Here is a 26,730-nt window from a genome sequence, read left to right on the forward strand (position 1 = left end):
AGCAACCGACCGATGCTAACCGAGCGCTTTTTTCAGCAGCTCGTTGACCACCTGCGGGTTCGCCTTGCCCTGCATCGCCTTCATCGTCTGCCCGACGAAGAAGCCGAACAGTGCTTCCTTGCCGCCCTTATACTGTTCGACCTTGTCGGCATTGGCGGTCAGGATCTTCGCGATTTCCGCCTCGATCGCGCCGGTGTCGCTCGTCTGCTTCAGGCCGTCGCGTTCGACGATCGCCCCAGCGCCGTCGCCGCTTTCGAGCATCTTTTCGAACACCGTTTTCGCGATCGTGCCCGAGATCGTCCCGTCGGCGACCAGCCCCAGCAATTCGGCCGCCTGCTGCGGCGAGACCGGCGAATCGGTCAGGTCGCGGCCCATGCGGTTGAGCGCGCCGAACAGCTCGCTCGTCACCCAGTTCGCCGCCGCAACGGGCTTGGCGCCTGCATCGAGCAAAGTATCGAACCATCGCGCCGCCTCGACTTCGGCGGTCAGCACATCGGCGTTGTACGGCGAAATCCCCAGCGCCAGATAGCGGTCACGCTTGGCATCGGGTAGCTCCGGCAGGCTTTCGCGGCACTCGGCCAGAAACGCGTCGTCGAGTTCGAGCGGCAACAGATCGGGATCGGGGAAGTAGCGGTAATCATGCGCATCTTCCTTCGACCGCATCGACCGCGTCTCGCCCCGGTCGGGATCGTACAGCCGCGTTTCCTGCACCACGGTGCCGCCGCTTTCGATCAGTTCGACCTGGCGCTTCGCCTCGCCCTCGATCACCGCCATCACGAAGCGCACCGAATTGACGTTCTTCGTCTCGGTGCGCGTGCCGAACTCGTCACCGGGCTTGCGGACCGACACGTTCACGTCAGCGCGCATCGAGCCTTCCTCCATATTGCCGTCGCACGATCCGACATAGCGCAGGATCGCGCGCAGCTTGCGGACATAGGCCCCAGCTTCGGCGGGCGAGCGCATATCGGGCTTCGACACGATCTCCATCAGCGCGACCCCGCTGCGGTTCAAATCGACGTAGGACATCGTCGGATGCTGGTCGTGCATCAGCTTGCCGGCGTCCTGCTCGACATGGATGCGCTCGACCCCGATCACCTTGGGTTCGGGGATACCCGCCTTCTCGTCCGCCTCGACGGTGATCGAGCCTTCACCGACAAGCGGATGATAAAGCTGCGAAATCTGGTACCCCTGCGGCAGATCGGCATAGAAATAATTCTTGCGGTCGAACCGCGACCATGTGTTGATCTGCGCCTCTATCGCCATGCCCGTGCGAACCGCTTGGCGGATGCACTCGCGGTTCGGCACCGGCAACATCCCCGGCATGGCGGCATCGACCAGCGACACCTGCGTGTTCGGCTCGGCCCCGAACGCCGTCGCGGCGCCCGAAAACAGCTTGGCGTTGGTCGTGATCTGGGCGTGAACCTCGAGGCCAATCACGACCTCCCACTCGCCGGTTTCGCCCTTGATGCGATAATCGCTCATCTTACCACCACTTCTCGGCGCGCGCCGTAAAGCCCGCCCGCTCTTCAATTGCCAGCCCGGCGTCCAACACGCCCTGCTCGTCGAACGCCTTGCCGATGATCTGCAGCCCCAGCGGCAGCCCTTCGCGGTTCAGCGCCGCGGGGACCGACATTGCGGGCAGCCCCGCGAGACTCGCGGGCACCGCGAACACGTCGTTGAGGTACATCGCCAGCGGATCGGCCATCTTCTCGCCTAATCCGAACGCGGCCGACGGCGCGGTCGGCGCCAGGATCACCTCGCACGAAGTAAAAGCCTGTTCGAAATCGCGCGCGATCAGCGTCCTAACCTTCTGTGCTTGTGTGTAATAGGCGTCGTAGAAGCCTGCCGACAGCACATAGGTACCGATCATGATCCGGCGCTTGACCTCCGCCCCGAAGCCGTCGGCGCGCGTTGAGGCGTACATGTCCTGCAACCCCGCGCCTTCGGGCAGGTCACGCAGCCCGTAGCGCACACCGTCATAGCGCGCGAGGTTCGACGAGGCCTCAGCCGGCGCGATGATATAATAGGCCGGCAGCGCATATTTGGTGTGCGGCAGACTGATCTCGACAACCGTGGCCCCCGCATCCTTCAGCATCGCGATCCCGGCGTCCCACATTGCGTCGATGTCGGGATCGATGCCCTCCAGCCGATATTCCTTGGGAATCCCGACAGTCTTGCCCTTGAGATCGCTCGACAAAGCCGCTTCCCAATTCGGCACCGCCATATCGAGACTCGTCGCATCCTTCGGATCGAAGCCCGCCATATTCTCGAGCATGATCGCGCAGTCGCGCACGTCGCGCGCCATCGGCCCCGCCTGATCGAGCGAGCTCGCGAACGCCACAATACCCCAGCGCGAGCAGCGGCCATAGGTCGGTTTGATCCCCGAAATGCCGGTGAATGCCGCGGGCTGGCGGATAGAGCCGCCGGTGTCGGTGCCGGTCGCGGCGGGGCATAGCCGCGCCGCGATCGCGGTCGACGATCCGCCCGACGACCCGCCTGGCGCGAGCGCGGCATTGCCGCCATCCTTGCGCTTCCACGGGCTGATGACATTGCCGAAATAGCTCGTCTCGTTCGACGACCCCATCGCGAACTGGTCGAGGTTCAGCTTGCCCAGCATCCCTGCGCCCGCGTCCCACAATTTCTGGCTGACGGTTGATTCATAGCGCGGGACGAAGCCTTCGAGCATATGGCTCGCCGCGGTCGTCTGTACCCCGTGGGTGCAGAACAGATCCTTCATCCCGATCGGCACGCCCGACAACGGCTTCAGCGTCCCCGCCGCGCGGTCGGCATCGGCCGCCTTCGCCGCGCTCAACGCATGCTCGGGCGTCTCTACGATAAACGCATTGAGCGCTTTCGCGTCCGCGACATTGGCGCTGAACGCCTCCGCCACTTCGACAGCGCTGAAATCACCCGCGCGGTGGCCATCGCGGATCTGCGCGACGGTCAGATTGGTCAGCTCGGTCATTATTCGATCACCTTGGGCACGCCAAAAAAGCCGTGCATCGCCGCTGGCGCATTCGCCAGCACGTCGTCACGGCGGCCGCCGCCGGTAAGCGGGTCGGCGTCAATCACATCGTCGCGCAGCCGCAGCACATTCGGGATCACCGCGGTCATCGGCTCGACCCCGGTCACATCGACCTCGCCAAGCTGTTCGACCCAGCCCAAGATGCCGTTCAATTCGCCTTCCATCGCGGCGGCTTCGGCATCGCTGATCGCGATGCGCGCCAGCGACGCTATTTTTCTGACCGTTGCCTGATCGATTGTCATTTGGTTCCTGCCTTTGCGGGGAAGCCGCGCCGCTAGCATTCCCGCCGGATCGCTTCAACCTTCTCGATCTTCCCTGTGACGAAGTCATGGCGAGGGGACCGCCGCCGTAGGCGGTGGTGGAGGGGCGGCGACGTAACGCCATGGCCCCTCCGTCGGCGCTTCGCGCCGCCACCTCGCCATCGCTGCGCGACAGGGAGGATCAAGTCACTCAAACGCCCCCGATTCCGGCACGCCGTTCACCAAAATGCGTCGCTGCTCGACCGTCTCGACCGTCACCGTCGCTTTCGACAGGTCGACTTCGGGGCGCGTCGGGCGCGTGTCGCGGCCGATATCGCCCTGCACCCAGCGCCCGTCCTTGTTCAGCGACACGAAATCGAAATTCGTCGCCTCGCCCGGCTCATTCTGCCCAATCACTCCGATCCGGTCATCAGCCAGCCACACCGCGACGCACGCCTTGGCGCGGCTGCACATATAGGTTCCAGCGATACGCTCCAGCGCCTCAGCGGGTAGCGCACGCTCGGCGGGAATGACGCGCAGCCGCTCGGCAAGCGGCTTGAGCAACACCGGCCCCTGTGGTCCGGTCAGATCCCAGCGGTTCTTCGCTGCCAGCGCCGCCTTGGCCGCGTCGGCGCGCGCTTTCTGCGGCGACTTCGTCAGCTTTTTGAGCGCCGCGCGCCCGCTCGGCCCGAAATCATAGGCCAGCGCCGCCCAGTCGAATTTTTCGACTTTCGTCGCCCCCGACGTCAGCCGCGCCAGCTGATCGCGCGTCGAAATCGCCCCAAAATCGAGGATCGGCAGCGCGAGGAACAGCGCCAGCAACGCGACGCCAATCGCCAGCTTCTGCTGCAATGGGCGCAGCACATCGTCGAAATCGCGGCGCCCCTTCACGACCGACCACAGGCCGATCGCGCCGTAAGCCAACGCAATCAGCGTCGCGATCAGCCCCCAGATGCGCTCGGGCGTCCAACCATATTGGCCGATGCGCAGCTGCATCGAATAATAAGCGATCACCGCCAGCGGCAGCACCGCCACCGCCAGCACCGGCGCCGCCCAGCGCAGCAACGGATTGGTCGCGCGATCGTCGGTACCATTGCCGATCACCGCATTGGCGAGCAGCACCGCGAACGCCGCCGCCGCCAGCATCAGCGCCGCGGTCGAAAAGCCCGACGCCCACAGCTTCGCCAGTCCCGTTCCCGCTAGCGACAGCAGGAAGATCACCAGCGCCGCCGCCAGCACCGGCGCCAGCACCGCAAGCACGATCATCACCAGCCGCTGCAAGGTCGACACCAGCTTGTCGCGCTCGCGCAGCAACCCAACGGCACCACCGAACGCCGCGCCCGCGAGCATCCACCCGAACCATTCGTCGTTCAGCAAATCGCGGATCAGGTCGATCCCAATCAGGTGGAACATCTCTGAGATCAGGAAGGTCAGCAAAAACGCGATGCCGACGAACGCCAGGCTCGCCGCGCCGATCACCGCATCGGTCCACGCGTGGCTGTGCAGCCGGTCATAGGGCATTTGCCACAGCTTCCAGAACCGCCAGTCGGGTGCGACGTCGCGGTGCGTCTGGAACAGCGGCGTCGCGACCAGCACCGCCAGCATCCCTGACCAAAACGGCCATTCGATCGGGTTTCCCTGCAAATTATATGCCGCCGTCTGCCATGCGATCAACCCCAGCACCGCGCCCCACAGCAGCGCAAAGCCCAGCGCCCAGTGCCAGCGGCGCAGCTCGACCCCCAGCACGAACACCACCGCCGCCACCGCCACCGCGGTCGCCAGCGCGCTGCGCCATTGCACCAGCACATCCTCATAATGGTGATCGACGAGGGCATGAAACGCGAGCCCCGCCGCCGCGCAGATAGCCGCCATAATCCATGGTCGCAGCGGCCAGGGCGGATCGTTATCGTCGAGGCGTGCGGAAACTCGGGGCGAATCGGCAGCTGTGCCGGTTGCGGGTGCATCGGTCATACCCCACATCTGGGCTTGTTTCACTGTCCAGCGCAAGCCAAACAGCGCACCAGCCCGTCTCCCTCTCCCTCCCCTCATGGAGCCCGCATTGGCCCGCAAATTTCTCTATGTCATTGCCGCGATCATCTTGCTGATCCTTGCCGCCGGGGTGGTGTACCAGCTCTTCCCGGGATGGATCGCGCGCACCGCCTTTGTGCCGAGCGCCGCGTTCAAACAGCAGGTCGCCGTTGCCCCCAACGCCTATGACGATCCGAAAATGTGGTTCGCGCGCCCCGGCGTCGATGGCGATCCGTCGGCGTGGCGCCCCGCCCCCGAAGGTGCCGAAACGCCGTCACCCGACAGCGCCGAAGCGCAATCGGGCGACCAGCTGATCCCACCTGCCAATGCGACCGAAAACACCGCGGCGCCGATGCAAAAGGGCGACGCCGCGGTCTTTTTTGTCCACCCGACCAGCTATTACAGCCGCTCAAGCTGGAACGCGCCGCTTGCCGATCGCGATTCGGACCATCGCGCCAATCTGTTCGTGCAGGGCATGGCGAGCGCCTTTGCCGACGCCGGCGAAATCTGGGCACCGCGTTACCGTCAGGCCACCCTCGGCGCCTTCCTCGCCGAAGACCGCGTCACCGCGGGCAAGGCGATCGACGCCGCTTTCCGCGATGTCGAGGAAGCCTTCGACGCCTTTGTCGCCGCGCAACCGAAAAACAGGCCGATCATCCTCGCCGGCCACAGCCAGGGCGCGCTTCACCTCACCACCCTGCTCAGGAACAAGATTGCCGGCACCCCGCTGGCGAAGCGGATCGTCGCCGCCTATGTGATCGGCTGGCCGATCAGCCTCGACACCGACATGGCGGCGCTCGGCCTGCCCGCCTGCCAGACCCCGGAGCAGAAGGGCTGCATCCTTGGCTGGGCAACCTTTGCCGACCCCGCCGACCCCGAAATGGTGACAAGCGCCTACGACGGGACGATCGGCTTCGACGGTCGCCCGCGCGCCGACACGCGGATGCTGTGCACCAATCCGCTCACCGGCACCCCCGATGCTGCGGCCGCGCCCGAGGCCAATATCGGCACCCTCAAACCGACCGCGGGGTTCAAGAGCGGATCGCTGATCGCGGGCAAGATCGGCGCCAGATGCGACGACACCCGCGGCCTGCTAATGATCGGTGACGCCGATGTCGCGAAGAATTACGTCGTCGCGGGCTATGTCCTGCCGGGCAACAATTACCATGTCTATGACATCACGCTGTTCTGGGCGAACGTCCGCGCCGACGCGCTGCGGCGGCTGGCGACGTATGAGGGCAAGCCGTCGCCGGTGCCGCCCGCGGCGGCGGTGAAGCCCCCAGCCGCGTCCGCTCCGCTTCCTTCGTCACCCCGGACTTGATCCGGGGTCCCGCTCGATGATCACCACCGCCGCCCCCGACTTCGCTACCCTTTTCCCGACCGGCGGCCGCCTCGCAGGCCTCGACGTCGGCACCAAGACCATCGGCGTCGCGACCTGCGATATGAACTGGAGCTTCGCGACCCCCGACAAGACAATCATCCGCAAGAAATTTTCCGCCGACCTCGCAACGCTCAAATCGGTTCTCGCCGCGCACAACATCGTCGGCCTCGTCGTCGGCCTGCCGCTCAACATGGACGGCAGCGACAGCCCGCGCACCCAAAGCACCCGCGCCTTTGCGCGCAACCTGCTCCCGCTTGGCCTGCCCATCCTGCTGTGGGACGAGCGCTGGTCGACCGCGGCGGTCGAGCGCGCGATGATCGCCGCCGACGTCAGCCGCGCCAAACGCGCTGAGCGGATTGACAGCGCGGCGGCTGCCTTCATCCTGCAAGGCGCGATCGACGCGATGACGCGCTAAGAATGAGCCGCGTCGCCGAATATATTCTCTATTGGCTGATCGCAGCCAATGGTATCGCCTTTGCGCTGATGATCGTCGACAAGCATCGCGCCGAAGCGGGCCAACGGCGGATCAGCGAGGCAACGCTGCTGCAATGGGCTTTTCTCGGCGGTGCGATCGGCACCTTCGCGGCTTCGCGCATGGTCCGCCACAAGACGCGCAAGCAGCCGTTTGCGGCGCAGATGATGACGCTGCTGACCCTCGAACTCATCGTGCTGACGTTCTGGGCGCTCGGATTGCTGGGGCCGCTCGTTACCGCGGCGCTTGCGTATTTGCATCGTCCTGCCTAAACGCTCCCCTTTAATGACAACATCAACCACCCGACCCGCCAGCGACTATCCGCCCGGCGGCGATGCCTTTTGCCATCGCCACCTGATCGGCATCGCCCAGCTGACCCCGTGGGAGATCAGCTACGTTCTCGACGCCGCCGAGGAGTGGGTCGACCTCAACCGCAGCGGCGCTGCCAAGCATGACGACCGCCTCGCCGGTCTCACCATCATCAACGCCTTTTTCGAAAATTCGACGCGCACGCTCTTGTCGTTCGAGATCGCCGGAAAACGCCTCGGCGCCGACGTCGTCAACATGCACGCCGCGCAATCGAGCGTCAAAAAGGGCGAAACGCTGATCGACACCGCGATGACGCTCAACGCGATGCGCGCCGATGCTATGGTAATCCGGCACGCGTCATCGGGCGCGGTCCAGCTGATCGCCGACAAGGTCGATTGCCCCGTGCTCAACGCGGGCGACGGCCGTCATGAACATCCGACGCAGGCGCTGCTCGACGCCCTCACCATCCGCCGCCGCTTGGGACGCGTCGAGGGGCTGACGATCGCGATCTGCGGCGACGTCCTCCACAGCCGCGTCGCGCGCTCGAACATTCTCGCGCTCACCCTGCTCGGCAACGAGGTTCGCATCGTCGCGCCGCCGACGCTCACCCCGCCCGCGATCGACCGCATGCATGTGACGACCTTCACCGACATGGACGAGGGTATCAGGGACGCCGACGTGGTGATGATGCTCCGCCTCCAGAACGAACGCATGGACGGCGCCTATCTGCCATCGGCGCGCGAATATCATGCGCTCTACGGCCTCACTCCCAAACGGCTCGAAAAGGCCCGGCCCGATGCGATCATCATGCACCCGGGCCCGATGAACCGCGGGGTCGAAATCGACAGCAGCGTCGCCGACGATCCGCAACGCTCGACGATCACCGAGCAGGTCGAGATGGGGGTTGCGGTCCGCATGGCGTGCCTCGACATCCTGACGCGCTGCAAGCGGGGGATCGCCGGATGGAACTGAAGCCCCTCCTCATCACGAACGCCTTGCTGGTCGACGGCGACACGCCGCGCCCCGGCAGCCTGCTCGTCACGGACGGCCGCATCGCCGCAATCGACCCCACCGACATTCCCGACGGCACCGAAACCGTCGATGCCAGGGGCCAGTGGCTCGCCCCCGGCATCATCGACCTCGGCGTCTTTGCGACCGACAAGCCCGCCTTCCACTTCGGCGGCATCACGCGCGCCGCGCTGATGCCCGACAACGGCCCGCTCGACGGCGCCGGGCTCGTCGAGCGCGCGGCCAAGGGCGGCAAACCCGACCTGTGGATTCACCCGCTCGCCGCCGCGACCAAAGGCCTCGCGGGCAAGGAACTCGCCGAAATCGGCCTGATGAAGCAGGCGGGCGCGCGCGCCATCGCCACCGGCCGCGCGCGCATCGCCGACAGTGGCGCGATGCGCCGCGTGCTGTCCTATGCCGCGTCGCTCGGTCTCGTCACGATCATCCATGCCGAGGACGAAGGGCTGACCGCGGGCGCCGTCGCGACCGACGGCGAGATGGCAACGCGCCTCGGCCTCGCCTCGGCCCCCGCCGTCGCCGAAGCGATTGCGATCGCGCGCGATCTCGCGCTCGTCGAGGAAACCGGCGCCCCCGTCCATTTCCGGCAGGTCACTACCGCACGCGGTCTCGACCTGATCCGCGCCGCCAAGGCGAAAGGGCTGCCCGTCCGCTGCGGCATCACCCCCGCGCATCTGTTCCTGTCCGACACCGCGATCGGCGATTTTCGCACCTTCGCGCGCCTGTCCCCGCCGCTGCGCTCGGAAGACGACCGTCAGGCCTGCCTCGCCGCGGTCGCCGACGGCACGATCGACGTACTGTCGTCAGGCCACGACCCGCGCGGTCCCGAGGACAAACGCCTGCCCTTCGCCGAGGCTTTGCCTGGCATGGCAGGCGCCGAAACGCTGCTCGCGCTTGGACTCGGTCTCATCCGCGACGGCCACATTTCACCGGGTCGCCTGTTCGAACTGCTCGCGGGCACACCCGCCTGCCTGCTTGGCGTCGACGCCGGGGCACTCGCTGTCGGCAAGGAAGCCGACCTCATCCTGGTCGACGACGGCACCCCTTGGCAGGTCGATGCGAAAAAGATGGCGGCTTATGCAGGCAACACCCCCTTCGACGGCATGCCCGTGCAGGGCCGCGCGACGGCGATGTGGAAGGGTGGATCGCGGGTGCGTTAGTCCGCTTTTGGGGTAGCGAGGATCTTTGTCCACGGCCGATCGTTCGTGCCTGCCCGAGACCGCACCTTGTCCCGACCAAGAACTTAGAAAATTCCCTTCAGCAGCCCCGCCGGATTCCGCCGCAGTGCCGCCTCTTCGCTCGCCATATAATGAAATATGCCCTTCAGCGCCTGCTCGGTGACTGATCGCGTCAATCCGTCGCGCGTCAGTCCCGCCGTTGCCATCAGCGAATTGCCCTTGGTCAACTGGTCGAGCTGACGAAACGCCCCAACATTTTCCAGCGCCGATCCAATCAGCGGCGACACTTTGCCGAACAGCGTATCGCCCGCGCTCGTTTGCAGATAGCGCGTCGCGCCATCCCTCTTGCTCACCAGCGTCGGCGCGTCGGACCAGCGCAGATTATCGATCGCGGCGCGAAAAATCGGCTTCGCCTCACCCGCTGCTTTGCCCGCGGCATCATTCAGGCTCTTGGTCAAATTGGTGGTCAGCCCCAGCTTGTCGCCCACGCCGAACAATTTCGACGCCATCTGGCCGCCCGCACCCGGCAACAGGATACGCACCGCGGTATCGCGATAAAAGGCACCCGGCTGCGCCAATTTGTCGAGCGCCCCGTCGGATGCGCTGCCGATCAGCCCCTTTACCCCGCTGCCCGACAGTTTGGCCCAGACCCCCGGCGCCTGCGCCAAGGCCGCCAGGCCTATTGCCCCCGCGAGCAGCAACCGCCGCCCGATCATGCCTTCGTCCGTTTCCATTTCGCGTCTCGCTTGTCCGGGTGCTCTGCTCCCCCGTCTATCAGCAAATTCGCCCTCGCCAAAGGGCCTGCGGCACGACCGCGACGGCGCTGCGATATGCGACGCGTTCAACTCGTCGTGGCTTCGCCACCATTCGTCGGCACTGGCGCCTCCATTGCTGCTTCTTACGCGTTCGAACCCCGACCCTCTCGTTCAACAGCTCAAGGAGACCACAAGCAATGCGGAAATTCGCAGGCTTTATCGCAACCCTTTCCCTCGGAGCCGCCGCTATTGTCGCGGCCCCCGCCTCGGCACAGGACGCCGCCGCCACTACTGTCGATCTTTCGGTCGGCACCAAGGTTTTTGATTCCGAAGGTGCCGAACTGGGCACCATCAGCGCCGCACAAGGCGCGAACGTCGTGGTCGACCTTGGCGCAGGCAAGCGGGTCACACTTCCCACCAACGCCTTCGGCAAGCTCGAAAAAGGCCCGACAATCGGCGCCACCAAAGCCCAGGTTGTCGCCGCAGTCGATCAGGCTGCCGCGGGCAGCGACGCCAAGTTGACCGCTGCGCTTCAACCGGGCACCGACGTCCGCAGCGCCAACGGCACCGCCATTCTGGGCAAGGTAAAGCTCGCCGAAGCCGATGGCGTGGTGCTCACCACCCCGACCGGCGACGTCAAACTGCCGCGCAACGCCTTTTTTGTCGGCGAAGCCGGGCTCGCATCCAGCTTCACCGCAGACCAGTTCGCCGCTGCGGTCGCTCAGGCGACCGCCGTGCCTACACCGCAGACCGGGTCAACCGCCGAGGCGGCGACGACCGCGCCGGAGAAGCCGGCGAACTGAGTCTTTTCGTCACTTCGGGTTCAGGGCGCGGCAGCTTAGCTTCCGCGCCCTTTTCCATGTGGGGGAAAGTTCGACAGGGCTTACGCCACACGGTGCGGGCGCATCGAAATGGCAGCCGGGCATGGAAAGGCGAACGAGGTTCAGCCAACTTGGTCATCCCGGACTTCATCCCGGTTCACGACGACCGCGTGGCCCGGAATCCCGCATCAAGCCCGGACGACCATGCGAATGCAGCAAGACAGGTCACAACGGGACCCGAGCTCGCGCTCAAGCTGCCATGCGCAGCCGGTTCCGTCCTTCGCGCTTCGCCGCATAGAGCGCCTTGTCAGCGCGCTGGAGCAGATCTTCGATATTCGGCTCGCCGGCATAGGTCGCCAGCCCGATACTGACCGTTACGCCTGGCAATCCAGTGGCGGCACCTTCGGTATCGCCCTGAACCGCCTTGCGTAATCGCTCGGCGACCAGCTCCGCCGCCAACGCGCTGCGCCCTTGCAGGATACAGACAAATTCCTCGCCGCCATAACGGCCGACCATATCGTCGTCGCGCAGCGACGCCTTGGCGCGCTGGCCGACGCGGCGGATCACCTCGTCGCCCGTGGCGTGGCCATGCGCGTCGTTGATCTGTTTGAAATGGTCGATGTCGAAAATGGCGACCGCCAGCGGCGCGCCCTCCTGCTCTGCGCGGCGCAGCGCCTGATCAAGGAACGCCAGCGTGTGGCGGCGATTGGGCAGCCCGGTCAGCATATCGGTATTGGCGATCCGTTCCGCCGCGCTGCGCGCAGATTCCAGAATGCGAGCATTTTCGACCGTTTCGGTTATGTCCTGGACGGTTCCGAAGATGCCGACAGGCTTGCCGCGGCGCCCCGTTTCGATCGAACCGTGCGATTTGACATGCCGGATTTCGCCGTCCGCGCGCATGACCCTGCCCTGATACACGAACGGCTGGCCCGACCGAACCGCGTCGGCCAAAATCTTCTGCACCGCCACTCGGTCATCGGGCAAATATTGGGCGACGCTATAATCGACATCGACCGGTGTCCCGGGTTCCAGCCCATGAATGCGATAGGTCTGGTCCGACCATTTAATCGTCCAGGCGACCAGATCGACGCGCCAATGACCGACCAGCGCCGCCGCCTCGGCCTGGAGCAGCCAGCGATTGCTTTGCGCCAGCCGCTTGGCCAGCCGCCGTTGGACCACGAGCAGCGCCGCCAGCGGCAGCGCGATGAAAAGCATCGTCACCAGATAGAATTGCAAGAACAGCACCTCGACCTTCTGGCTTTGGTCCATCGCCGAGATCGGGCCATAGCCTTGCCCGGTCAGCAACGATGCGATGATTGCCACGATCAGCATCCCTGCTGCGGCGCCGAAGGGCCCCAACCGATACGCGGCCACGATCACCGCGACGCACGGCAGGAAGGTGACCGGGAAATCGGACTGCGCGAACGACGCGCCGGTGACAAAGGCGGCGACGGTCAGCAGCGCGATGCCTTCAACCTTCATCGCCGTTGGCACATTATTCAGTGCGTTCGACCCGACCATACGCGCCAGCATCACGATCGGCGGGGTGACGATCAGCATCCCCAGCGCCACCGTCGTCATCCACGACAGCAGAAAATCAAAGCCATTGCCCGTCAACAGCGTCGCAATGACCGCGCTCCCGGCGCTCGCGGTCAGCGCCGCGATGCAAAATCGGCCCACCGCGCGCGGAGCCATGAACGACATCTCGCCCGCTTCGTGGCGCCGTACCAGCCACAGCGCGATGACCGCCTCCGCCGCATTGGCAACGGTATAGGCCGCCGCCGCGGCGACTTGGATCCCTTCGGACATGTTCGCGCTCATGCTCGCCGCAGCCATGGCCGCGAAAGCGACAATGCGCATCCGCACCGGCATCAGCAGCAGCAGCGCGAGGAAATAGCCGCTGGGCGGCCAGACGGCGGCGATATTGTCCGCGCCCTTGGTCGCGTAAAGCGACACGCTGGCCAGCAGGAAATAGCCCGTAGCGGTCAGAAGGAACCAGAAAACCGCCTCGACTCGGGGGGACAGGGGCCGGATCATCAGAGCAACTAACGGAAAAGAGGAAAAGAAACCGCTAACATATTGTCGCCCTCTCTCGCCCCTGCCACGATCAACTCGCGCCTGCGCTCAATCGATTCCGCCAAAGGTCAAGCCGACCACTTCGTCGACCATCGCCTCGTCCCACTCCAGACGCCGGTCGAGGATCAACATCGCCAGGCCGTGGACCAGCGCCCACGCGTGCAGCGCCGCCCTATCGGGGTTTTCGACACCCGGCAACGCCTCGCCGACTCCCGCCCGCAGCAGGTTATAGGCAACTTCGCCGCCGTCGCCGCCAACATTGGCATGGCGTGCCGACATCTGCCGGGTGAAGCTCAGGCGGAACAGCGCGGGTTCGTCGTGGGCAAAACGGACATAGGTCGTCCCCGTCGCCTTGAACCCGTTGCGCCCGCCCCCGGCCTTCAGCCAAGCCTGCGCCTGCCGCGCGCCGAGCCGGCGCAGCCCCTCGTCGGCAAGCGCGTCGAGCAGCGCCTCTTTGTCGGGAAAATGACGGTAAAGCGCGGTGGCGCTGACCCCGACGTCGCGCGCCAAGGCGCGCAACCCCAACTCGCCGTCGTCGCCCGCCTCCAGCCGTTTCAGCCCCGCCGCGATCACCGCCGCGCGCAGGTCGCCGTGATGATAAGCCCCGGCCGCCTTCGCGCCTTCGCTTTTTATGTTGACACTGTTACCTTCATCAATCATGTTGTCACCGTAAACATTCCGAGTCGCCAGCGCAATCCCCTCCACGCTACGCGACACTTTCGCCAACATCCGTAAGGAGCAACATCATGGCAAGCAATGTCGAAACCCTCATCCGCGGCGCCGTCGTCAAAGGCATCGGTAAAGTCGCCGATTTCAACCGCAAACGCCTCCCGCGCCCGACCGACGCCCACCCCTTCCTCACCGGCATCCACCAACCGATGACCGAGGAGCTGACGCTCGAAGGTCTGCGCGTCGAAGGCGAGATCCCGGCCGCGCTGACCGGCCGCTATCTGCGCAATGGGCCGAACCCCGCCGCAGCCCCCGATCCCGCCAGCTATCACTGGTTCACCGGCGCCGGCATGGTCCACGGTATTCGTATCGAGGGCGGCAAAGCCGACTGGTACCGCAACCGCTGGGTCCGCGGCACCGAAGCCTGCGCCGTTCTGGGCGAGCCTGTTCCTCCGGGGCCGCGCACCGAAGGCGGCTTCGACGCGCCGAACACCAACGTCGTCGGCCTCGCCGGCCGTACCTTCGCGATCGTCGAAGCGGGCGGCAAGCCCGTCGAGCTGGGCTATGAGCTGAACACGATCGCCCATAATCCCTTCGACGGCACCCTTGTCGGATCGTACACCGCGCACCCGCATCACGACCCGGCGACCGACGAGGTCCACGCGATCACTTATCGCGGCGATGAGCCGAACAAGGTCTGGCATGTGGTGATGGACAGCAACGCGCATGTCATCCGCGAGGAAGCCATCGCAGTCAGCGACGGGCCGTCGATTCACGATTGCGCCATCACCACAAATTACGCGCTGGTCTTTGACCTGCCCGTCACCTTCTCGATGAAGATGCTGCTCGCAGGCTATCGCTTTCCCTACGCGTGGAATGACGCCCATCCGGCGCGCGTCGGCCTCCTCCCCAGGAAAGGCAGCGGCGCCAGCATCATCTGGGTGCCGGTCGAGCCCTGCTATGTTTTCCACCCCGCCAATGCATATGAAACCGCCGACGGCAAGGTGATCGTCGACGTCGTCGCGCACGAGACGATGTTCGCAGAATCGAAGCGCGGCCCCGACAGCCAGAAATCGCGCATGGAGCGCTGGACGATCGATCCAGTCGCGGTCACCACCACGCGCGCTGTCATCCACGATCATGCACAGGAATTTCCGCGCTATGACGAGCGGCTGACCACGCGGCCCTATCGCTACATCTACAGCGTCGCCATGCCCGACGGCGAGAGCATCGAATGGGCGATGGCCGACACCCGGCTATTCAAGCACGACCTTGCGCAAGGCACGACCGCAATCCATGATTTCGGTCCCGGCCGGCATCCCGGCGAATTCGTCTTCGTCCCGCGCCGCGCCGACAGCGGCGAGGATGATGGCTGGCTGATCGGCCTGGTCGTCAACATGAATGACCAAACGACCGCGCTGGTCATCCTCAACGCCGACGATTTTACCGGGTCACCGCAAGCTGTCGTGAATCTGCCGCATCGGGTTCCACCCGGCTTTCACGGCAACTGGGTGGCGGACTGACCGCCACTCTGCGCGCCATCAGTGCCTCGGTTACCCGCAGCGACCGCTCATTATCGACATCGATCGCCGTCGCCCCGTTGCTCACAAGTAGCGGGGCGACTTCGAGGTTCAGGTGCCGCGAAATGCGCGCGAAGATATGGTGGATCGGCCCGAGACCGAAGCGAAAGCGGAGCAAGTTGATCAGTCCGAAAGCCTGCATCACCCGCAAAGGTTTTTTGACGAACTGGCCGCCGCCGCGAAATGCTTCGGCCGCCTTGAGGGCGCCGGGATGGCCGATCCAATAGGCGTTGCAGTTCGACACCGCGACGTCAGAAAACTCATAAAAGCGCCGCTGCCCTTCTGGGTGCGCGGCCAGTACATCCTCGCGCCTTGCCAGCGCCACCCCAGCCTCGACATCGAGACGTTTAGCCTCTGCTGATATCTCGGCGATCGTTTCCGGAGTCAGCATACAATTGTCGGCGGTCGTGATCAGCAACGGGAAACGGGCCACTCCCGCCACCGCGAGAACCGAGTCCGCCAGATTGCCCGCGGCAGGCACGACGATCAGCCGGTCACCAAGCCGTTCGATAACCGGATCGTTGAGATCGGCGAGCAAACCCAAATGGTGCGTCGATACGAATATCTGCCGCGCCGCGGTCGCCGCTGCGCTGCTCAGTACATGGGCGATCATCGGCCGCCCCGCCACCGGAACAAGGCACTTGTCGGCGACGTCATGGGTGGCCGCCAACGGATCGATGGCGCCTGGCCGGCGACCGGCGAGGATGAGTATCGAACCCGTCATGCGGCGTGCTGCCGGGCCCCGACGGCCACCAACTGCCGCGTCATGCTTTCGGCCACGATGGTTTCGATCAGCTCGGCCTGGCTGAAACCAGCGGCAACCGCCGCGCGACCAAAGACTTTTTCAGACCAGAGATTGCAGTTGAGGTTGATTTCAAGCAGCCGGATCTCGCCGGTCGCAAAATCGACCCGGAATTCGAAGCGGCCGTAGTCGAAGGGACGGAAAATCTCAGCCAGCTTCTCGGTATAGGCGATCAGCCGGTCATTCATCGCGATATCGTCGAACAGCTTCAGACTGTATTTGGCGCTGCGATCGACGAGGTCACGCTTTTCCTGATAGGTCCGAAGGTGGCGCGGATCGCCTTGTTCGAAGATCATCATCGGCAGCATCGCCGGCTCCCCATTGATGGTGATAACCGGAACCTCGACGTCGCTGCCCTCGATAAACGGTTCAACCAGCGCGTCATGGTCGAGCGCATGAATTTCGGCGATCGCCTGCGCGAGTTCGACGCGGTCGTGCGCGTCACGAATCCCCCATGAGGCCGAGCTGTTGTTTGGCTTGATCACCCAGCGCCGCGCGGGCGGGCAGCGCAACACATCGACTGGCGCGCCGCGGCGGAAAAGCGTCCAGGGGGCGGTCGGCACACCGCGCGCTGCGGCCTCCAGCTTGGTGAGATGCTTGTCGTCGGACAGCCCGCGCACGATCGGCGAGGCGCCGACATACGGAAGCCCCAACCGGTTGCAGAGCAGCGGGAGCAACATTTCGGAATTGAAGAAGCCGCCACGATTGAGGAGCGGAAAAACGAAGTCGGCGTCGGGTGGCATGAACAGCTCGCCATAATTGTCGGCGATGACGAGAGGCATGCCAAGCGCCGCCAATATTTCGCGCGTTTCGCGATGATAGAGCGCGTGATTGCCGTCGTCCGGGTGGAGTCCGCCAGTCCATTTCGCATGCTTGGCAACGAAAAGAAGCCGCTGCGTATCGCGCAGACGATCGGGCAGCCGCGTGGGAGTGAGGTCTTTTGTTCGCATGCCTTATTCCAACATGGCCGGGTTACAGCGGCATGACCTTTTGATGACGGCGCCGAAACACAATCGCCAAATCTCTGTCATCTTTAAAGTCTACCAAGAAGCTGCTTTCCCTCCTCGACAGGACCCGCCTTTCATGCTGCTTGCTGCCGACGCTTTCGAAGAACGCTTCCCGGTACAGATGCGGCGCGACGCGGCGCGCATGGCAACGGCGCTTGCAAGCGGCGGCGACCGACGCATTCGGCCCGACGTTGACGGTCGCAACCAGTATTACGCGAGCGTGCTGCCATCGGACGCGCTGGCCTATGGCTCGTCGACGATCAACAGCATTTCCGATCACGCCTTCAATATGCTGCTCAATCAGTGGAGCGACCGCCTGGGGCGACCGGTGGCGGCCAATGATTACGCCGATGGTCTCGCCGCCCTCCGCGGACAACTGGCCGATCATTTCGGCCTGGCCGATACAGCGATCGTCTTCGCGGCATCGGGAACAGATCTTGAGTATGTCGGATTGGCCGCGGCCTTTGACGGACGCCCTTTGACCGCGATCCTGCTCGGGCGCGACGAGGTTGGCAGCGGATGCATCCACAGCGCCGCGGGGCGTTTCTTTGCCAGCGAAACGGCCACGGGTGCTCAAGTCGTCGCGCAGACCACGATCGACCCCGTTTTTGTCGCAACCGAACTGATTGACGTGCCGATCCGCGACGCAGTCGGCAACCCGCGTGCTTCCGCCGCTATTGCCGCCGAACTCGCGCAGCAGGCCGATCGCGCCGCGGCCCGCGGTCGCCGTGCGGTCATTCATGTGGTTCATGGTTCAAAAACCGGACTGACACTGCCGACACTTGCCGACGTCGAGCGGCTGACCGCAATGCACGGCGATGCAGTCATGTTTGTCGTCGATGCGTGCCAGTTGCGGATCACGCCCGAAATCGTTCGCCGCTATCTGGCACTGGGCTGCGTGGTGCTGATGACCGGGTCCAAATTTGTCGGCGGGCCGCCCTTCAGCGGCATTGCGCTAGTGCCGGGCGCTGTCAGGACGCGCGCACGCGCGCTGCCCGCGGGCTTCCGCCGCGTTGCGAACCGCGCCGAATGGCCGGCAGACTGGCCAGGCGCCGGCTGTCTGCCAGCCGCGAGTAATTTCGGACTGCTACTGCGTTTGCAGGCCGCACTGATCGAGATGGAGCGCTTTGCCGCACTGCCCATCGAACGCGTGACCGAAGTGACGGCGCGCTTCGGCCACCATGTTATGTGTTTGGTCAAGCGGCTCGAAGTGGCCGAGGTGCCGGGCGCGGGGGGAGCGACATGCCTTGCTAGCGAGACGCTACGCACCCTCGACCTTTCGGCGCGCTGGCCTGAATGCGATTTCGACATAGCAAGGGCAATGCACGGCTATATTGCGCGCCGGTCACGACAGTGGCTGGGGCGAGAAATCCGATTGGGACAACCGGTCCGGACCCACGTGATGTCCGACGGACGCGCGGCAGGTACGCTGCGCCTTTCGCTGTCCATGCCGTTGATGACCGAACTGGCGGGCTTGTCGGGCGCTGCACTGGACGAACGGCTTAGTCGCGACTTCGCGCTGCTAAGTGCGGCGATCGCGGGGGCAGCCTCGGCCGCGCTGTCGAAGCAAGCCGCCGCTTTGCGCGACTGAAGCCTAAAACGCTCGCTGCAACCCGCTGCCATCGCCGAAAACTTCGTCGCACCGTTTGGCTGCCACGGCTCGTCCCGGAAAGGCACGTTACAGAGCAGCACTTTGCGCCGGCGGTTCGTTCGTCCTTCACTATGATGAAAAATATCGCCCTCTCCCGCCCCGCCACGAGCGCGATTGCCGCGTTCCTGGTCCTTTCCACGCAGAGTGCTGTCGCTCAGGAAGCGCCCACGATCACGATGACCCCGCCGATTGCGGCGCCGACGGCACCGACGCCCCAAACCCCGCCGACCGTCGCGGAACCGAGCACGCCCGCACCTATCGCCGCGCCGCAGACCGCGCAGATCCCCGCTCCGGCCCCCGTGATCCGCGTGCCGCTCGAGATCGCACCCGCCGTAACCACCCCCGCGCCCCGCGCAGCCGAGCGTGCTGAAAAGCCTGCTCCGGCCCGTGCCGCACAGCGAACCCGTTCGGTTGCCGCCGCACCGGTAGCCGCGACTCCAGTGGCAGCGGCCGTCGCTGATGCCCCGCCGGTTGCCGGAATGGCGCCGATCGCCGCTCCGATGGCGGCGCCCGCGGAACCTGTGTTTGAACCCACCCCGGCGCCCGCCGAGGCAGTGACCGCGACGGGCGGCGAATTTCCTTGGGAGATCGCCGGTGGTGCTGCCGCCCTGCTGCTGGCCGGCGGAGTCGGCTTGGCATTTGCCCGTCGTCGTCGTCACAGCGCCGATGAAATTGCCTATGAAGAGGTCGTGCATGACGCGCCGGTCCAGCGTTTCGAGCCGATCGCGGCGAGTGCGCCGGTCACGGGTGAAGCGCAGCAGTGGGTGAGCCCGGCCTATGCGCCGCGCGCGGAAGGACGGGTCGCGCCCCGCACCACGCCCGCCTTTGCAGCTGCCCCGAGCGGTAGCATGGGGCGCCATGAGGCGATGGCAATGACTGGCCCGACGCCTGAAAATCCCTTCGCGACCCTGTCGAAGCGCCTGAAGCGCGCGCGTTTCCTCGATCGTCACGAACGCGTCGCATATGACGACACGCTCGCGACCCAGAAAGACATGACGCGCAAGCCGGTCAGTGCTTGGGAAATCGCGCAGCGCCCGGCGCCGGCGATGCAGGAACAGGAGGTTCGTCGCCCCGAACCGGCCCGCGCGCGCACTACCACGACCTTCCGTCCGGGCTACTCGAACAACTAAACATCCAGACAATCACGCGGTGGTCCCCTCGCCGCATTAAAAAAAGGGCGGTGCCTCGCGGCGCCGCCCTTTCTTTTTTGTAGGTCACCGGTCGGGTCAACCGACCGGATCCGCAAACTGATTACTTCAGTTCGACGGTGCCGCCAGCGGCGAGGATCTTGGCCTTCAGCTCTTCAGCTTCTGCCTTGTTCACGCCTTCCTTGATGGCCTTCGGCGCACCTTCGACTAGTGCCTTGGCTTCGCCAAGACCCAGGCCGGTGATCGCGCGGACTTCCTTGATGACGTTGATCTTGTTGCCGCCGTCACCCGTCAGGATGACGTCGAATTCGGTCTGCTCTTCAGCAGCCGGGCCAGCAGCGGCAGCAGCCGGAGCGGCAGCAACAGCAGCGGCAGCCGAAACGCCCCACTTTTCTTCGAGCAGCTTCGACAGGTCAGCCGCTTCGAGGACGGTCAGTGCCGACAGTTCTTCAACGATCTTTGCAAGATCAGCCATGTTCATTCTCCATCAGAACCGGGATATCCCGGCAGTAAGTTTCAGTTAGTTCGAAATCACGCTGCTTCTTTGGCGGCATATGCGCCAAAAACCCGCGCCAACTGGCCAGCCGGGGCTGCGGCAATCTGCGCAACCTTGGTAGCCGGAGCCTGCACCAGACCAATGATCTTGGCGCGCAGCTCGTCGAGCGAGGGAAGCGAAGCGAGCGCTTTGACGCCATTCACGTCGAGCACCACGTCGCCCATGCCGCCGCCAACGATTTCAAGCTTGTCGTTGGTCTTGGCAAATTCCACCACGATCTTGGCCGCCGCGACCGGATCGGTCGAGGTTGCAAGCGCGGTGGGGCCGGTCAGCAGTTCGCTGATCCCGCCGTAGGACGTGCCGTCGAGCGCGATTTTGGCAAGACGGTTCTTCGTGACGCGAAAGTCGGCTCCTGCATCGCGCATTTGCTGGCGCAGCACCGTCGACTGAGCGACGGTCATGCCGAGGTTGCGGACGACCACAACCGAGGCAGCTGATGCCAGCGTAGCGTTCAGCGAGGATACGGCTTCGGCCTTTTCCGTACGATCCATGCCTATACTCCACTCTGTGCCCGGATGCGCGAGACGTCGAAACGAACGCGCCGCCGGGCGGCTAACACACGCAAAACCGGGCGCGAGCCAAGGCTCACCCGTGCTTGCGCAACGATGTCCGAAGGGGTCGGTCAAGACGCGTCGCCTGAAAAACAGGCGGGCGACCGAAAAAGACTGTTCCCCGTCTCGGCTGGAAATTAAGCAGGGCAAATCCCCTGCACCAACTGTCTCGGACGGAATTGCCGCGGCCGGAGCCGTTGCAACACGGGGGCGCTATTAGCCGGAAATGGCCGGAAGTCAAGGCGGAGGGCGGATGTTGGCGAAAGTGTCACGCAGCGTGTAGTCGCCTCCTTGCAACATTCGTTTTAAGATATATCTTAGACGCATCGAGAATCACTCAAAGGAATGACAATGTTTTTTTATGCGAAAATGGAAGGCCGCGGTTGCGGCGGGCGGCATGCGATGCATCGCGGCGGCGGGCGTGGCTTTGGCCATGGGTTCGGACACGGTTTCGGCGGTGGCCGACGCGGCGGCGGTGGCCGGGGCGAGCGTGGCGGACGGCAGCGGATGTTCGACAGCGGCGAGCTGCGGCTGGTGCTGCTCAAGCTGATCGCCGACGAACCGCGCCACGGCTATGACCTGATCCGCAGCATTGAGGAACTGACCGGCGGCGCCTATGCGCCCAGCCCCGGTGTGATCTATCCGACGCTGACTCTGCTCGACGACATGGGGCAGATCGAGGCGCAGCAGAGCGAAGGCGCGAAGAAGCTGTTCGCGATCACCGATGCTGGCCGCGCGGAACTGGAAGCCAACACCAAAGTTGTCGAGGCCGCGATCGCGCGCCTGACTGCGGTCGGCGAAGAAACGCAGCGCACCGATTCGGCGTCGGTCCGCCGCGCGATGGGCAATTTGCGGCAGGTGCTGATGGACCGGCTGGGCGACCGCGATCTCAACAAGGCAGCGCTGCACGACATCGTCGCGCTGATCGACGAGGCGGCGCAAAAGATCGAGCGGCTGTGATGACGGTCAGTGCGACCGCGGCGGTGCCGACCGCGCACGCGAGCAAATATCTGCAACAGCTGTGCAAGCATTGGCAGCATAATCTGGCGGTTGTGTTGACGGCCGACCACGGCACCGTGACCTTTCCGAAGGACGCGCGCGGTGCCGACTGGCCCGGCGATGCGCTGGTGATCTTCGATGCCGGACCCGACACGCTGGGGGTCCGCATCGATGCCAGCGTCGCGGCGCAGCTGGAAGGATTGCAGGGGGCCGTCGCACGCCACCTCGACCGCTTCGCGTTTCGCGAGGCGCCGCTGACGTTTGATTGGCGGGCGGAGTGATCGTCGTCGCAATCAAGTAAGTTGCTGTTCCCCGGCGAAAGCCGGGGCCCAGGGCGTTCGCAGGCAGGCGCTTGTTTTTTGGCGCCCTGGACCCCGGCTTTCGCCGGGGAACACATTTATTCGAAAGGCGTCGCAACCCCATATATCGTTCTTCAATATTATCGATTGACGATAAGCCTCACTCGCGATATATATTGTTCTTCGATAAACACCCTATCGGAGAACGATATGCCTTCTACCAACCAAACGCTTCTTCGTGCGACGCGCGGCCTGCTCTGGCTGATGCTGGCGCTGGTGATAGCTGCGGCGCTGACCTTGGTCGGGGTCGCGATTGCGGTGGTCGTCGCCTGGCCCAACGTGGTGGCCAAAATCCAACATATGCCTGAACTGGTGGACGCTTCGACGATGCGCCTGCCGCTGGGCATCCTGTTGCTGCTGCTGATCGCGGTGCTGGGCGTCGCCGCCTATATCCTGCGCCAGTTGCAGGCGATGGTGGCCAGCGCGTCGCGCGATCCGTTCATCATCGAAAATGCGTGGCGGCTCCGCCGGATCGGCTGGTCGCTGGTGACCATCCAGTTGCTCGCCCTGCCCGTCCACTTGATGGCCGCCAATATCGCGAAGCCGGGAAGCGAGTTCAGCGAGATGGGCGGCCTGTCGGCCAGCAGCCTGCTCGCGATCCTGCTCGCCTTCGTCCTGGCGGCGGTGTTCGAACAGGGCGCCGCGATGCGCGACGAGCTGGAAGGGACTGTGTGATGGCGATCGTCGTGAAACTGGATGACCTGCTGCACGCCAAGCGGATGACGCTGACCGACCTGTCCGACCGCATCGGGATCACGCTGGCCAATCTGTCAATCCTGAAAACGGGCAAGGCGAAAGCGATGCGCTTTTCGACGCTGGAGGCCATCTGCACCGAGTTGGAATGCCAGCCGGGCGATCTGTTGGCGTTCGAAACAGAACGCTGAAGCCGCTTCCGCGACCGACCTGACCCCGCTCCGTCCACACGGTCGGAGCGGGGTTTCTTTGTAGGATGGAAGCGGAACGCGAATCTGTAATGATGCGTTGGACCCAGCGGCGCCTTTCCAGTCGTCGTTTTCGCAACCCACGAAAGGAAAACCTGTGACCGATGCCCCAGGGCTGCTTTGCCCGACCTGCCGCGTGAATTTGACGATGTCCGAGCGGCAGGGGATCGAAATCGATTATTGCCCGCAGTGCCGCGGTGTGTGGCTGGACCGCGGCGAGCTCGACAAGATTATCGAGCGCAGTGAAGCGGTAGCCGCGCCTGCCCCGCGCACATCGGCACCGCCGCCCCCTCAGCAGCCGCAGTATCGCGAGCATGGGCATGACGACCGCTATTACGGCAGCAAGCCGTACAAGAAGAATTACAAAAAGAGTTTCCTGAGCGAGCTGTTCGACTGAACTGAACGATCCTCCCTGTGGCGGAGCCATGGGGAGGGGCAGCGTCGCCGAAGGCGATGGTGGAGCGGCGGTGACGGTCGCGCCAAAGCGCCTCCGTCAGCGCTTCCCACAGGCAGGATCAAATTCCCGGATCAACCCCCGTCAGCTCAACTGAACGCTCCCACAACTCCCTTGCCAGCTTAGAATCACGCGCGGTTCGTGTCGCGCGCGCCGGACCCGACCGCCCCGAAACCTCGCCCAGCCCCTGCGGCCCCAGATAATCGCCGCCCTGCACATGCGCGCCGGTCGCGGCCTGTAAGGTTGGCCAGGCCCCTTGCGCGGCGCTGTTGAAAAAGGGTGTCGCCAGCGGGGTCATGCCGCGCAGCGGGAACGGCAGGTGCCGGGTCAATTCGGTGATCGCGACCCCGGGATGACACCCGATCGCCTGCGTCGCACGCCCTGCGGCACCCAGCCGCCGGTCGAGCTCGAACATATGGAGCAGGTTCGCCAGTTTGCTCATCTGATAACGCGGGTATTTCTGATAACTGCGCGCCGCAGAAAGGTCGCTGAAATCGATCTGCCCGCCCTTGTGCGCTAGGCTGGCGGTGATGACGATACGGTCGTCGACATGCCCATGCACCAGCCCGGTAAAGGCAAAAGTGCCAAGGTGATTGACCCCGAATTGCAGCTCATATCCCTGTTTGGTCAGCGTTTTCGGCGGGATCATCACCCCGGCGTTGTTGACCAGCACGTCGATCCGCGGCCCCGCGCGTACGGCTTTCGTAGCCTCGCGCACCTGATCGAGATCGGCGAGGTCGAGCGGCTGGAACGACAGTTCGGCGTTCGGCGTCTCGACAAGGATCCGGCTCATCGCCGCCTCCGCCCGATCGGCATCGCGGCACGCCAGCACCACATGCGCGCCGCGCGCCGCCAAAACACGGCTGGTTTCAAAGCCTATCCCGGCATCGGCACCGGTGACGAGGAACGTACGGCCGGTCTGGGCCGACACATCGTCGGCCGTGAATCCCTTGCTCATCGCGCTCTCCCGCTTTTCAGACCAGCTGCATTTGTGCGACCGGGGCAAAACTGGTCCGGTGAAGCGGCGTCGGCCCGTATTGGCGCAGCGCCGCGAGATGCTGGGCGGTACCATAGCCCATATTGCGTTCCCAGCCAAAGCCGGGGAAATCGCGTGCCATGGTGATCATAAAACGGTCGCGATGTTCCTTGGCGATGATGCTCGCCGCCGAAATGCACGGGTGCAGTGCGTCGCCGCCGATGATCGCCCGCGCGGTAAAACGCCAGCCCGGCAACCGGTTGCCATCGACCAGCACCTCGGCGGGTTCGATCCCCAGCGCCTCGACCGCGCGCGTCATCGCAAGGAAGGTTGCCTGCAAGATATTGATGCGGTCGATTTCTTCGACGCTCGCCTCGCCGACACCCCAGCGGCAGCGCGCCTTGATCTGCACTTCGAGTTCGGCGCGGCGCTTGGCGGACAATTTCTTGCTGTCATCGAGGCCGGGAATTCCGCCCTCGCAGAGGAGCACCGCTGCCGCGACCACGGGCCCCGCGAGCGGCCCGCGCCCGGCCTCGTCGACCCCGACAATCATATGCGCCACGGCGGAAATCGCCGATATTCGCCCGCTTGATACAGGCACAGGTGATTGCCCGCCGGATCGGCCAGCCGCGCCTCGCGCCAGCCCCACTCCTCGTCCTTCGGCATCTGATCGAAACGCACACCGCGACGTGCCAGATAGGCGACCCACGCATCGAGCGCGCCACTCTCCAGATAAGCCGTCGCCCCGCCCACCGCGCCGTCCCCAACATGGATCGACAGCGTCACGCCATTCGCCGCCTCGAACCGCGCATATCCATTATCAGGACTATCGACGATCTGGGTCAGCCCCATCTGTTTGTAGAACGCGACCGAACCCGCATAATCGCTCGCAGGCAAGGTAATCTGATTGAGAGCGGGACCGGTGAACAACCCGTCGTTGCGCACAAACTGCTGTCCCATCGGGCCATGCCCGGCCCCCAGCCCCGGCGCGCCCATCAGCGCCAGACGGACAAAATCGCGCGCGCGCGCGATCGCGGGTTCAAGCGGCATGCCCTGTGCCAAACCGCATGCCATTGCGCTCGCCAGCGTGCAGCCGGTGCCATGGGTGCTGGTGGTGTCGATCCGCGGCACTTCCCAGCGCGCGACCTCGCCTTCACCCGCTTCGAGCAAGCGGTCGATCACTGTCTCGCCGTCGCCATGTCCGCCCTTGATCAGCAGCGAACAGCCATGCGCCAAAATCGCCTCCTCGCCGCCCAGCGCATCCAGTTCGGGCAGATTGGGCGTCGCGACCATCGCGCGGTCAAGCAAGGTACGAAACGCATCGATCGTCGCCGCGTCGGCTAGCACCGATCCGCTTGTCGCCACCATCACGGGATCGAAAACCACCGCTGCCTGCGCCAGATCGGGCCGGGACAGCCGTTCTGCCACCGCCGCCGCCGTTTCGGCGCTGCCGATCATCCCGATTTTCACCGCATCGACGCCAATATCGGCCGCGACGCTGTCGATCTGCGCGAGCACCATCTCGGTCGGCACCGGATGGACGCGCTGCACCCCTAGCGTGTTTTGCGCCGTGATAGCCGTAATCGCGGTCATCGCATGTCCGCCGAGCATCGTCACCGTCTTGATATCGGCCTGAATCCCCGCGCCGCCGCCGCTATCCGATCCGGCGATGATCAGGACGCGCGGGGTCACGAAGGAATCTCCACGCCCTCGTCACCACGGACTTG

28 protein-coding genes are annotated in these 26,730 nt (G+C 64.7%); 14 read left to right on the plus strand and 14 right to left on the minus strand.

From position 1 onward, the window contains the following. Positions 1 to 15 precede the first annotated feature (15 nt). The 4 genes from gatB to IPF76_RS17480 form a co-directional block, all read right to left on the minus strand. On the minus strand, positions 16 to 1,482 hold the full coding sequence (gene gatB, locus IPF76_RS17465; RefSeq protein WP_293846614.1) for an Asp-tRNA(Asn)/Glu-tRNA(Gln) amidotransferase subunit GatB: 1,467 nt from the start codon (positions 1,480 to 1,482) through the stop codon (positions 16 to 18). Position 1,483: 1 nt separating this feature from the next. Beyond that, complete coding sequence (gene gatA, locus IPF76_RS17470) at positions 1,484 to 2,965, minus strand: Asp-tRNA(Asn)/Glu-tRNA(Gln) amidotransferase subunit GatA (RefSeq protein WP_293846616.1); 1,482 nt, start codon at positions 2,963 to 2,965, stop codon at positions 1,484 to 1,486. Further along, positions 2,965 to 3,267: an Asp-tRNA(Asn)/Glu-tRNA(Gln) amidotransferase subunit GatC gene (gatC, locus tag IPF76_RS17475; protein WP_293846618.1), complete on the minus strand. Its 303-nt coding sequence runs from the start codon at positions 3,265 to 3,267 to the stop codon at positions 2,965 to 2,967. Before gatC ends, gatA begins: the two co-directional genes overlap by 1 nt. 204 nt (positions 3,268 to 3,471) lie before the next feature. After that, entirely contained in the window at positions 3,472 to 5,235 is a 1,764-nt protein-coding gene (locus tag IPF76_RS17480; protein WP_293846620.1) for a DUF4153 domain-containing protein, read from the minus strand. 88 nt (positions 5,236 to 5,323) lie between these two features. On the opposite strand from IPF76_RS17480, the gene IPF76_RS17485 reads away from it, so the two are divergent. The 5 genes from IPF76_RS17485 to IPF76_RS17505 are packed head-to-tail and all read left to right on the plus strand — an operon-like array spanning position 5,324 to position 9,640. Then, complete coding sequence (locus IPF76_RS17485; protein ID WP_293846622.1) at positions 5,324 to 6,613, plus strand: DUF3089 domain-containing protein; 1,290 nt, start codon at positions 5,324 to 5,326, stop codon at positions 6,611 to 6,613. A gap of 16 nt (positions 6,614 to 6,629) precedes the next feature. Continuing rightward, complete coding sequence (gene ruvX / locus IPF76_RS17490; RefSeq protein ID WP_293846624.1) at positions 6,630 to 7,088, plus strand: Holliday junction resolvase RuvX; 459 nt, start codon at positions 6,630 to 6,632, stop codon at positions 7,086 to 7,088. A gap of 2 nt (positions 7,089 to 7,090) precedes the next feature. Further along, positions 7,091 to 7,417 carry a DUF1294 domain-containing protein gene (locus IPF76_RS17495; protein ID WP_293846625.1) on the plus strand — a complete coding sequence of 109 codons (327 nt, stop codon included), beginning with the start codon at positions 7,091 to 7,093 and terminating at the stop codon, positions 7,415 to 7,417. Positions 7,418 to 7,430: 13 nt separating this feature from the next. After that, a complete protein-coding gene (locus IPF76_RS17500) occupies positions 7,431 to 8,426 on the plus strand; it encodes an aspartate carbamoyltransferase catalytic subunit (RefSeq protein ID WP_293846626.1) in 996 nt (331 codons plus the stop codon). Next, entirely contained in the window at positions 8,417 to 9,640 is a 1,224-nt protein-coding gene (locus IPF76_RS17505) for a dihydroorotase (RefSeq protein ID WP_293846628.1), read from the plus strand. The genes IPF76_RS17500 and IPF76_RS17505 overlap by 10 nt, the downstream gene beginning before the upstream one ends. An 83-nt stretch (positions 9,641 to 9,723) precedes the next feature. On the opposite strand, the gene IPF76_RS17510 is transcribed toward IPF76_RS17505, so the two are convergent. Continuing rightward, entirely contained in the window at positions 9,724 to 10,392 is a 669-nt protein-coding gene (locus tag IPF76_RS17510; protein WP_293846630.1) for a DUF4197 domain-containing protein, read from the minus strand. A 218-nt stretch (positions 10,393 to 10,610) separates the two neighbouring features. Here IPF76_RS17510 and IPF76_RS17515 point away from each other — a divergent pair, with 218 nt between their 5' ends. Continuing rightward, entirely contained in the window at positions 10,611 to 11,216 is a 606-nt protein-coding gene (locus IPF76_RS17515; protein ID WP_293846632.1) for a hypothetical protein, read from the plus strand. Positions 11,217 to 11,483: 267 nt separating this feature from the next. On the opposite strand, the gene IPF76_RS17520 is transcribed toward IPF76_RS17515, so the two are convergent. Further along, positions 11,484 to 13,271 (minus strand): sensor domain-containing diguanylate cyclase, encoded by a 1,788-nt coding sequence (locus tag IPF76_RS17520; protein WP_293846633.1) that lies wholly within the window; start codon positions 13,269 to 13,271, stop codon positions 11,484 to 11,486. Between the two features lie 87 nt (positions 13,272 to 13,358). Further along, positions 13,359 to 13,970 (minus strand): TetR/AcrR family transcriptional regulator, encoded by a 612-nt coding sequence (locus IPF76_RS17525; protein ID WP_293846635.1) that lies wholly within the window; start codon positions 13,968 to 13,970, stop codon positions 13,359 to 13,361. An 86-nt stretch (positions 13,971 to 14,056) separates the two neighbouring features. Here IPF76_RS17525 and IPF76_RS17530 point away from each other — a divergent pair, with 86 nt between their 5' ends. Beyond that, positions 14,057 to 15,502 carry a carotenoid oxygenase family protein gene (locus tag IPF76_RS17530; protein ID WP_293846637.1) on the plus strand — a complete coding sequence of 482 codons (1,446 nt, stop codon included), beginning with the start codon at positions 14,057 to 14,059 and terminating at the stop codon, positions 15,500 to 15,502. On the opposite strand, the gene IPF76_RS17535 is transcribed toward IPF76_RS17530, so the two are convergent. Both IPF76_RS17535 and IPF76_RS17540 read right to left on the minus strand, forming a co-directional pair. Beyond that, positions 15,423 to 16,283 (minus strand): NTP transferase domain-containing protein, encoded by an 861-nt coding sequence (locus IPF76_RS17535; RefSeq protein WP_293846639.1) that lies wholly within the window; start codon positions 16,281 to 16,283, stop codon positions 15,423 to 15,425. The two genes, IPF76_RS17530 and IPF76_RS17535, sit on opposite strands and share 80 nt — an antisense overlap. After that, positions 16,280 to 17,311 carry a phosphoribosylglycinamide synthetase gene (locus IPF76_RS17540; RefSeq protein ID WP_293846641.1) on the minus strand — a complete coding sequence of 344 codons (1,032 nt, stop codon included), beginning with the start codon at positions 17,309 to 17,311 and terminating at the stop codon, positions 16,280 to 16,282. The genes IPF76_RS17535 and IPF76_RS17540 overlap by 4 nt, the downstream gene beginning before the upstream one ends. Positions 17,312 to 17,444: 133 nt before the next feature. Between IPF76_RS17540 and IPF76_RS17545 the strand changes: the two genes are divergently transcribed. After that, a complete protein-coding gene (locus IPF76_RS17545) occupies positions 17,445 to 18,959 on the plus strand; it encodes a hypothetical protein (protein ID WP_293846643.1) in 1,515 nt (504 codons plus the stop codon). 131 nt (positions 18,960 to 19,090) lie between these two features. Further along, positions 19,091 to 20,149 (plus strand): hypothetical protein, encoded by a 1,059-nt coding sequence (locus IPF76_RS17550; protein WP_293846645.1) that lies wholly within the window; start codon positions 19,091 to 19,093, stop codon positions 20,147 to 20,149. Positions 20,150 to 20,270: 121 nt separating this feature from the next. Here the strand turns inward: IPF76_RS17550 and rplL are convergent, their stop codons facing one another. Both rplL and rplJ read right to left on the minus strand, forming a co-directional pair. Beyond that, on the minus strand, positions 20,271 to 20,642 hold the full coding sequence (gene rplL / locus IPF76_RS17555; protein WP_037516187.1) for a 50S ribosomal protein L7/L12: 372 nt from the start codon (positions 20,640 to 20,642) through the stop codon (positions 20,271 to 20,273). 56 nt (positions 20,643 to 20,698) lie between these two features. Then, positions 20,699 to 21,214: a 50S ribosomal protein L10 gene (rplJ, locus tag IPF76_RS17560; protein ID WP_293847393.1), complete on the minus strand. Its 516-nt coding sequence runs from the start codon at positions 21,212 to 21,214 to the stop codon at positions 20,699 to 20,701. Positions 21,215 to 21,676: 462 nt separating this feature from the next. On the opposite strand from rplJ, the gene IPF76_RS17565 reads away from it, so the two are divergent. The 5 genes from IPF76_RS17565 (at position 21,677) to IPF76_RS17585 (ending at position 23,970) form a co-directional block, all read left to right on the plus strand. After that, a complete protein-coding gene (locus tag IPF76_RS17565; protein WP_293847394.1) occupies positions 21,677 to 22,234 on the plus strand; it encodes a PadR family transcriptional regulator in 558 nt (185 codons plus the stop codon). Next, positions 22,234 to 22,554, plus strand: coding sequence for a DUF2218 domain-containing protein (locus IPF76_RS17570; protein WP_293846652.1), 321 nt, complete (start codon positions 22,234 to 22,236; stop codon positions 22,552 to 22,554). The genes IPF76_RS17565 and IPF76_RS17570 overlap by 1 nt, the downstream gene beginning before the upstream one ends. A 228-nt stretch (positions 22,555 to 22,782) precedes the next feature. After that, positions 22,783 to 23,307: a DUF2975 domain-containing protein gene (locus IPF76_RS17575; RefSeq protein WP_293846654.1), complete on the plus strand. Its 525-nt coding sequence runs from the start codon at positions 22,783 to 22,785 to the stop codon at positions 23,305 to 23,307. Further along, a complete protein-coding gene (locus IPF76_RS17580; RefSeq protein WP_293846656.1) occupies positions 23,307 to 23,516 on the plus strand; it encodes a helix-turn-helix transcriptional regulator in 210 nt (69 codons plus the stop codon). The genes IPF76_RS17575 and IPF76_RS17580 overlap by 1 nt, the downstream gene beginning before the upstream one ends. Before the next feature lie 154 nt (positions 23,517 to 23,670). Continuing rightward, complete coding sequence (locus IPF76_RS17585; protein WP_293846658.1) at positions 23,671 to 23,970, plus strand: zf-TFIIB domain-containing protein; 300 nt, start codon at positions 23,671 to 23,673, stop codon at positions 23,968 to 23,970. 118 nt (positions 23,971 to 24,088) lie between these two features. Here IPF76_RS17585 and IPF76_RS17590 read toward each other — a convergent pair whose 3' ends face one another. The 3 genes from IPF76_RS17590 to thiD are packed head-to-tail and all read right to left on the minus strand — an operon-like array spanning position 24,089 to position 26,695. Then, positions 24,089 to 24,985 carry an oxidoreductase gene (locus tag IPF76_RS17590; protein ID WP_293846660.1) on the minus strand — a complete coding sequence of 299 codons (897 nt, stop codon included), beginning with the start codon at positions 24,983 to 24,985 and terminating at the stop codon, positions 24,089 to 24,091. A gap of 16 nt (positions 24,986 to 25,001) precedes the next feature. Then, positions 25,002 to 25,556 (minus strand): ribonuclease HII, encoded by a 555-nt coding sequence (locus IPF76_RS17595; protein WP_293847395.1) that lies wholly within the window; start codon positions 25,554 to 25,556, stop codon positions 25,002 to 25,004. Then, positions 25,553 to 26,695, minus strand: a complete 1,143-nt coding sequence (gene thiD / locus IPF76_RS17600) for a bifunctional hydroxymethylpyrimidine kinase/phosphomethylpyrimidine kinase (RefSeq protein ID WP_293846662.1) — start codon at positions 26,693 to 26,695, stop codon at positions 25,553 to 25,555. Before thiD ends, IPF76_RS17595 begins: the two co-directional genes overlap by 4 nt. Positions 26,696 to 26,730 lie beyond the last annotated feature (35 nt).

It is taken from the genome of Sphingopyxis sp. (assembly GCF_016704835.1).
GTDB lineage: Bacteria > Pseudomonadota > Alphaproteobacteria > Sphingomonadales > Sphingomonadaceae > Sphingopyxis.